Below are 6,334 nucleotides of genomic sequence, written 5' to 3' on the forward strand. Positions count from 1 at the left end.
CGCTACCGGATCAGCTCGATCTTGCAGCCGACATCGAGGTCGCTCCAATCGCGATCAGCGGTGACGGCAATGGCGTTCTCGCGAATAGCCAGCGCGAGGCAGGCCCGATCGCCCAATGACAGGCCGCGATGCCGCGTCAGTTGGCGAAGCTGCCCGGCGGCGATGCCCATCGCTTCGTCGAAAACGGCGATCGGCATGCCGAGACTGGCGAGGTCGTCCGCGGCCTGTTCCATGCTGCGTCCCTTGTCGATCAGCTTGGCGATGATTTCGGCCGCATTGACCGAACTGCATTGTGCATCCGGCGCGAACCCCAAAGCACTATCGGTGCCTTGCTCGTTGAGCAGGATTGCGAGTGCCGCCGAACTGTCCATGACGTAGGGCTTCATTTCGCCCGCTTTCCTGTCGTCCCTTCGGCGTGAAGCCGGTCGAGACGCTTGTCGCTTCGACGCTGCTCTTCCCGCCGCTCCTTCAGAAATTCGTCGACGACGCTTTCACCGGGCTGTTTCAGCGCCGACAATTCGGCCTGGACGCGTCGCAGATTCTGCAGCCACGATCTTACCCGCAGCTCGCCGTTTTCGACATGCAGGATCATCTCCTCGCCAGGCTTCACGCCCATCTCCTCGCGCATCGCAGCAGGGATGACGAAGCGCCCGCCCTCGCCAAGTTTAACACGCTCGCGTTTCGCCGGAACCCTAAGCGGCGTTTTGCGAGCGCTGGCATCGAGCTGTGCTTGCGGATGTTCGTCAAATCCGGACTTTCCCGTTCTGCCCGCCATGGTTCGTCTCGCTAGGGTTGTGGCACATAGTCCGAAATATGCCACATCGTATGGCTTCTGGCAAAAGCTCAAAAGGATGCCATTAGGCGCTCTCCGCCATGATTTCCCGCCCGATCAGCCAGCGACGGATTTCGCTGGTGCCGGCACCGATTTCGTAGAGCTTGGCGTCGCGGAGCAGCCGGCCGGTCGGGTAGTCGTTGATGTAGCCGTTGCCGCCCAAAAGCTGGATGGCCTCGAGCGCCATCAGCGTCGCCTTTTCGGCGGCGAAGAGAATACAGCCGGCAGCATCCTTGCGGGCCGTCTCACCGCGATCGCAGGCGGCGGCCGCGGCATAGACGTAGGCGCGCGCCGCGTTCATCGTCGCATACATGTCGGCGAGCTTGCCTTGCACCAGCTGGAATTCGCCGATCGGCTGGCCGAACTGCTTGCGCTCGTGCACGTAAGGTATCGCCACATCGAGGCACGCAGCCATCAGCCCGATCGGCCCGCCGGCCAGCACGGCGCGTTCGTAGTCGAGGCCCGACATCAGCACCTCGACACCGCGCCCTTCCTCGTGCAGCACATTGTCGAACGGCACTTCGACATTCTCGAACACCAGCTCGCCGGTGTTCGAGCCGCGCATGCCAAGCTTGTCGAGCTTTTGCGCCACCGAAAAACCGGCAAAGGCCTTTTCGACGATGAAAGCGGTGATGCCGCGCGAATTGAGTTCCGGATCGGTCTTGGCATACACGACCAGCGTCTCGGCATCCGGTCCGTTGGTGATCCACATTTTGGTGCCGTTGAGCACATAGCGGTCGTTGCGCCTTTCCGCGCGCAGGCGCAGCGACACGACGTCGGACCCGGCGCCGGATTCCGACATTGCCAGCGCGCCGACCTTTTCGCCACTGCACAGCGAAGGCAGATATTTTTCCTTCTGCGCCTGCGTCGCCCAGCGATTGATCTGGTTGACGCAGAGGTTGGAATGGGCGCCGTAGGAGAGGCCGACCGAGGCGGAGGCGCGCGAAATCTCCTCCATCGCCACGACGTGGGCGAGGTAGCCCATGCCGCTGCCGCCGAAATCGGGATCGGCGGTGATGCCGAGCAGGCCAAGCCCGCCGAGCTCCACCCACAGATGCGCCGGGAATTCGTTCGACCGGTCGATCTCGGCGGCTATCGGCGCGATTTTCTCTTGGGCGAAGCGCCGCACCAGGTCGCGCAGCGCCTCGACATCTTCGCCAAGCCCGAAGTTGAGCGTATGCGTGTACATGCCGTTCCTCCCGGCGCACGACCCCGAAAATCGGGATCATGCGCGAAATCAAAGTGCTAGAGCGTCCTTTGCGCGCTCGAATGAACGCACGGCGCCAGAGCTCGTTGTCGCGCCATCGTTCTTTGCTCCAACAAGGCGCATTGTCATTGCTAGATATGTAGCGGTGACTTCGGCGATCGACAGCCGTTCGCCCGGCCGGAACCAGACGATGACGCCGGTCATCATCTGGATCAACGCCATGGCGGTGAGCCCGGTGTCTTCGATGCTGAACAGGCCCGCTTCGACGCCGTCGCGAAGGATGGCGCGCAACTCCTTCTCGTAGGCCGTGCGCATGCGCAGGATCTGCGAGAGTTTTTCGTGCGACAGGCTGCGCAGCTCCATGTTCGAGACATGGGTGGAGTGGCGGCGTTCGATATGGAAAGCGATGTGGTTTTCGACATAGGCGGCAAGCCGGGTTGCCGGATCGGCGCCGACAGGGCGTGTTGCGCGCCACGCCTCGATCAAGCCTTCCATATGCTCGCGCATCAGCGTGAACAGAAGGTCCTGCTTGGTCGGAAAATAGCGATAGAGCGCCGCCGCCTGGACGCCGACTTCGGCCGCCAGCTGGCGCATCGACATCGCCTCGTAGCCGAGACGCGCAATCAGGCTGACCGCCGCCTCGCGGACCGCAGCTTCGGTCTTTTCTCCGTGGGAGCCGGTCGTACGCGCCATGACGCAAAGCAATAAAACAAACGTTCAATTAATTCAAGGGCGGAGGCATGTGCGGCAGTAGCTTCAGGTTTGCTCTATCTGCACCCGGGAATTTTGTGCGATGGAAGCGAATGAGCAGGATCGTGCTTTGCTAGGCAACAATCCTGAATCCCGCGGACGTGTTGCGGGCCTCGAGGTCCTCGACATCGACCTTCGAAACTGCTGCCCCTGGCGGCCCTTGCCAAAGCCGTTCGATCATTGTCGAGACCGCCGCACCGGTCCCGGCAATCAAGGCTGTCACCGAGCCGTCAACTTCGTTGCGCACCCACCCGGCGAGGCCAAGCGCCGACGCCTCGCGCCGCGCCCAGACCCGGTAGCTGACGCCTTGCACCTTGCCATATATGCGTACCTGTACAGTGCGGTCGGTCATCGCGCTCTCCATCCTCTGAGTCGAGTCTGGCGCATCGCCGTGCAAATTCAACCACGCTGCCGCCAGTCAGCCACATAGGGCGAAGGCTCTTCAGTTCCCCCGTGCTGCCGCCAGTGCGCCGGGCAATTCCTCGGCAAAAATGTCGAGCTCGTGGTCGAGGCCGACGCTGACCCGGATGCAGCGATCGAGCACCGGCACCATCGGCTTGCGGATGAAGACGTCGCGCGACAACAGCGCCCGCAGCACCTTCAGCGCGAAGGCGCCGTCGCGGCCGCAATCGATGGTGACGAAATTGGTCGCCGAAGCCAGCGGCTTCAGCCCGTTCGCCTCGGCTGTTCCGGCAATGCGTCGGCGGCCGGAGGCGACCCGCGCCACCACGCTTTCCAGCCAGGCTTGATCGGCAAGCGCCTCGACGCCGGCGATCTGCGCCATGCGGCTGACGCCGTAGTGGTTGCGGATCTTCTCGAAGTCGCGAATCACCTGGGCCTCGGCCACCGCGTAGCCGCAGCGTATGCCGGCCAGCCCATAGGCCTTGGAGAAGGTGCGCATGCGGATGACGTTCGGCCGCGCCACATCGATTGGCGGCAGCGCTGAGGCTGGCCCTAATTCGCCATAGGCCTCGTCGAGCACCAGCATTGTGGTTTCCGGCAAGGCCTCGATGAAGCGGCCGAGTTCGGCGGCTTCCCACCAGCTGCCCATCGGATTGTCCGGATTGGACAGGTAGACAAGCGGCGCCTTTTCCCTGGCGACCGCCGCCAGCAGGCCGTCGAGGTTTTCCCGATCGTTCTCGTAGGGCACTGCGACCAATCGGCCGCCGACGCCGGCAACATGAAAGTTGAAGGTCGGATAGGCGCCGAGCGAGGTCACCACCGCGTCGCCGGGCGCCACATACATGCGCGCAACCAGGCTGAGCAGCCCGTCTATGCCTTCGCCGATGACGACGTTTTCGGCGCCGACGCCGAGATGCCTGGCTACGGCTACCTTCAAATCGTGATTGTCGGGGTCGCAATACATCCACATGTCGCCGGCAATCCCGGCCATGCGGGCAATGACGCGCGGCGAAGGGCCAAAGCTGCTCTCATTGGCGCCGATGCGGGCGCGAAAGGCGCGGCCGCGGTCGCGCTCCTGCGCCTCAGGGCCGACAAACGGCACCGTGGAGGGAAGCGCGTCGATGAGCGGCGTAAGGGGAGGGCGCATGGCAAAGGCTCGTTCGAAAAGGGGCCTTCTTGCTAGCCTGCCGGCTTGGCCGGCGCAAGTTCCACGGCAGCCTTGAAATGTGGCAGCCGGCGAATGGCTCAAAGAAAAACCCGGCGGTTGCCCGCCGGGTTCAATATTGGTCAGGTCGAACTTATTAGAACGAGCGCTGGAAGCGGAGGAGGCCGCCAATGCTGTCCTTCTTGTCCGCACTGGTCCAGTTGACGTTGGTGAAGCTGGCCGGATCGTTAAACCGCCCGTAGTGGTCCCAATCGACTTCGGCGGTGATCGTCAGGCCAGGAACGATGTCGTAGGCGATGTTCGCCGCGACGGCATAGTTCTTGTCGTCGTCAGCCGAAGCCTGCACGTTGAACGAGGTCTTCTCGTTGAACTTGTAGGTGCCGCCACCCCAAACCGCCCAGTTGCCGCCCCACTGCTTGTAGAAACCACGGCCATTGGCTGGGACAAAGTTGCCCGGGTCATTGAGGTTATCGTCAGTGCCGTAGCCCGCCATGATGAACAGCGACAGCGCGTCGGTTGCATTCACGTCCAAACGAACCTTGCCGGCCACTTCTTCGTAGTTGCTGTCGTAGGCGATGACGCCGGTGATCGCGCCCCAGCCCTGCGTCCACTTCAGGCCGCCGACGACATGCGGAACGTAGCTGTCGATGGTCCCAACGCGGCCCGCGCCCTGCTCGAGCGAAGCCACGGCCGAGAAGCCGTTGCCGAAATCGAAGTAGTACTGGACGACGTTGGTGTCGAAATCACCGTAAGGAACCAGCGTATCCTGGATGACGTTGCCGGCGTAGCCGATGAACGTGTTGAAGGCCGATTCGTCCTTACCGACGCGCAGGCCACCGAGCTGGATCCAGGCGAAGTTCAGCGAAACGCCCTTGTTTTCGGCGTCATTTCTGACGATGGTCGTGACCGGCAACAGCGGACCCTCGGGGCCGTCCGGATCGGTGGTTGTGGTGCTAACGTGACGGTTGCGGTTGCCGAAATTGAACCGGGTCTCGGTGTAGGTCTTCAAGGTGCCGAGTTCGGTTTCCTGAGCGGTCCAGGTCTTCAGGTTGAAGCGGGCGTTCTTGGAGTAGGTGTCCTGGATATCGCCATCTTCGTGATCGAAATTCTCAGCACCGTCGAACGAACCGACGTCGCCGATGCCGATGTCGTAGCGGACATAGCCGCCGATGCGCAGGCAGGTTTCGGTGCCGGGGATGTAGAAGTAGCCAGCGCCGTAGACGTCGCAGATCTTGACGTATTCAGCGGGTTCCGGCTCGGCGACGACGACGGCGTCGGCGGCGCGCGCACCGGATACTGCGATCAGTGCCGCAGCGGAGCCGAGAAGCAGGCTCTTGATGTTCATTTTCTGACCTCCAGTCAAAAGTTAAAAAACGGGTCTGGGTATTCTTTGCTGAAGGACAGCGTTCCCTGCCCCATCCCCACTACCGAAAAAGATGCGCACCGCGCCGCTCCTTCAAACCCGACATTACCCATGAGGCGGCGTCGTTCAACCACGATCGTACCGGCAAAAGGTTTGTGGTGGCGCTATCGCCGAGCGTTGTTGCACAAATGACACGATTTGGCCTCACTCCGAAAGCTCCCATTAACTATCAGGCCCCGGCAACCCCGCATTCCAGCCAATTCCGGCAATGGCCCGCTCAAACTGTGACCATGCGCCGACTCAACAGCCAGGGAATTGCCGCAGAATCGCCGCAAGCCACACGTGGCATTTTGGCGGAAGCCCGATTTTTCGACGATAGTGACACCAGCTTGTTGATTGTGGCGGCGCTTTTCTTTATCCACCGGCGCAACGGAGAGGTGGCCGAGTGGTCGAAGGCGCTCCCCTGCTAAGGGAGTAGAGGTCAAAAGCTTCTCGTGGGTTCGAATCCCATCCTCTCCGCCACCGCTCAAAGGGTACGACCCGGAGACATGGGTAACAGAATGTACCTAAGACATGGGTGACAACCTCGTGCCGAACGGGTTGTCGATGGTCTGC

Annotated in this window: 7 protein-coding genes and 1 tRNA gene; 1 reads left to right on the plus strand and 7 read right to left on the minus strand. The window is 62.1% G+C overall.

The window, feature by feature from the left end; all coding sequences use genetic code 11:
- Nucleotides 1-2 precede the first annotated feature (2 nt).
- The 7 genes from NKH42_RS26440 to NKH42_RS26470 all read right to left on the minus strand — a co-directional run bounded on the left by NKH42_RS26440 (nucleotide 3) and on the right by NKH42_RS26470 (nucleotide 5,701).
- A complete protein-coding gene (locus tag NKH42_RS26440) occupies nucleotides 3-386 on the minus strand; it encodes a type II toxin-antitoxin system VapC family toxin (protein ID WP_352480311.1) in 384 nt (127 codons plus the stop codon).
- Complete coding sequence (locus NKH42_RS26445) at nucleotides 383-775, minus strand: AbrB/MazE/SpoVT family DNA-binding domain-containing protein (protein ID WP_352752347.1); 393 nt, start codon at nucleotides 773-775, stop codon at nucleotides 383-385. Before NKH42_RS26445 ends, NKH42_RS26440 begins: the two co-directional genes overlap by 4 nt.
- 82 nt (nucleotides 776-857) lie before the next feature.
- The gene (locus tag NKH42_RS26450; protein ID WP_352752346.1) at nucleotides 858-2,021 is read right to left on the minus strand and encodes an isovaleryl-CoA dehydrogenase; all 1,164 of its coding nucleotides are present in this window, start codon (nucleotides 2,019-2,021) and stop codon (nucleotides 858-860) included.
- Between the two features lie 48 nt (nucleotides 2,022-2,069).
- Nucleotides 2,070-2,732: a TetR/AcrR family transcriptional regulator gene (locus NKH42_RS26455; RefSeq protein ID WP_352754386.1), complete on the minus strand. Its 663-nt coding sequence runs from the start codon at nucleotides 2,730-2,732 to the stop codon at nucleotides 2,070-2,072.
- Between the two features lie 130 nt (nucleotides 2,733-2,862).
- Nucleotides 2,863-3,141, minus strand: a complete 279-nt coding sequence (locus tag NKH42_RS26460) for an acylphosphatase (RefSeq protein ID WP_352647285.1) — start codon at nucleotides 3,139-3,141, stop codon at nucleotides 2,863-2,865.
- 90 nt (nucleotides 3,142-3,231) lie between these two features.
- Nucleotides 3,232-4,338, minus strand: a complete 1,107-nt coding sequence (locus NKH42_RS26465) for a pyridoxal phosphate-dependent aminotransferase (RefSeq protein WP_352754384.1) — start codon at nucleotides 4,336-4,338, stop codon at nucleotides 3,232-3,234.
- 154 nt (nucleotides 4,339-4,492) lie between these two features.
- Nucleotides 4,493-5,701, minus strand: a complete 1,209-nt coding sequence (locus NKH42_RS26470) for a porin (RefSeq protein WP_352752345.1) — start codon at nucleotides 5,699-5,701, stop codon at nucleotides 4,493-4,495.
- Nucleotides 5,702-6,150: 449 nt separating this feature from the next.
- On the opposite strand from NKH42_RS26470, the gene NKH42_RS26475 reads away from it, so the two are divergent.
- Nucleotides 6,151-6,241: transfer RNA gene (locus NKH42_RS26475), tRNA-Ser, on the plus strand.
- The last annotated feature ends 93 nt before the right edge of the window (nucleotides 6,242-6,334 follow it).

Origin of the sequence: Mesorhizobium sp. M1142 (assembly GCF_040318565.1) — a bacterium.
Taxonomy (GTDB): Bacteria; Pseudomonadota; Alphaproteobacteria; order Rhizobiales; family Rhizobiaceae; genus Mesorhizobium.